Below are 1,248 nucleotides of genomic sequence, written 5' to 3'. Positions count from 1 at the left end.
CCGGCAATGCTCCAGGTCGCGGTGGCGGCATGATCGATGTCGCTTGAACTGAACTGGCCGCTGACGCTGAGCGTGGTGTCTTCCTGCACCGCGCCGGCATCGTTGCCGTTGGCGAAACTGAGTACGGGTGCGTCATTGCTGCCGGTGACGGTCACAGTCACCTGCTGGGTGTCGACACCGCCCAGGCCGTCGCTGACCTGGATGGTGAACACTTCGTTGTGACTCTCGCCGGCCTGCAACGACTGCACGGCACTGGCGACGCCATTGGTGCCGTTGGCCARGGTGTAAGTCCACTGACCGCTGCTGTCGACGGCGATCGAGCCGTAGGTTCCAGTTGCCGAGCCATTGATCGACCAGGTGGCAGTGGCCGCATGGTCGATGTCGCTTGAACTGAACTGGCCGCTGACGCTGAGGGTGGTGTCTTCTTGCACCGCGCCGRCATCGTTGCCSGWTGCGAAGCTGAGTACGGGCGCATCGTTGCTGCCGGTGACAGTCACGGTCACCTGCTGGGTGTCGACCCCGCCGAGGCCATCGCTGACCTGGATGGTGAACACTTCATCGTGACTCTCGCCGGCCTGCAACGACTGCACGGCACTGGCGACGCCATTGGTGCCGTTGGCCAAGGTGTAAGTCCATTGACCGGTGCTGTCGACGGCGATCGAGCCGTAGGTGCCGGTATTGGACCCGGCAATGCTCCAGGTGGCGGTGGCCGCATGATCAATGTCGGTCGAACTGAACTGGCCACTGACGCTGAGGGTGCTGTCTTCCTGCACCGCGCCGGCATCGTTGCCGTTGGCGAAGCTGAGTACGGGTGCATCGTTGCTGCCGGTGACGGTGACAGTCACTTGCTGGGTGTCGACGCCGCCCAGGCCGTCGCTGACCTGGATGGTGAACACTTCGTTGTGACTCTCGCCGGCCTGCAGCGACTGCACGGCACTGGCGACGCCATCGCTGCCGTTGGCCAGGGTGTAAGTCCATTGGCCCGTGCTGTCGACGGCGATCGAGCCGTAGGTGCCGGTATTGGACCCGGCGATGCTCCAGGTGGCGGTGGCTGCATGGTCGATGTCGCTTGAGCTGAATTGGCCGCTGACGCTGAGCGTGCTGTCTTCCTGCACTGCACCAAGCTCGTTGCCGCTCGCGAAGCTGAGTACCGGTGCGTCATTGCTGCCGGTGACAGTGACGGTCACCTGCTGGGTGTCGACGCCGCCGAGGCCATCGCTGACCTGGATGGTGAACACTTCATTGTGA

General features: G+C 63.7%; 1 protein-coding gene. It reads right to left on the bottom strand.

Annotated features, from left to right (window positions below; genetic code table 11):
• Positions 1–1,248 (bottom strand): VCBS domain-containing protein (locus AC1DIS_RS29995; RefSeq protein ID WP_477781302.1); only part of this gene is annotated, 1,248 nt, incomplete at both ends.

It is taken from the genome of Pseudomonas sp. 05N433 (assembly GCF_056396925.1).
This window is presented reverse-complemented; position numbering and strand designations above follow the sequence as displayed.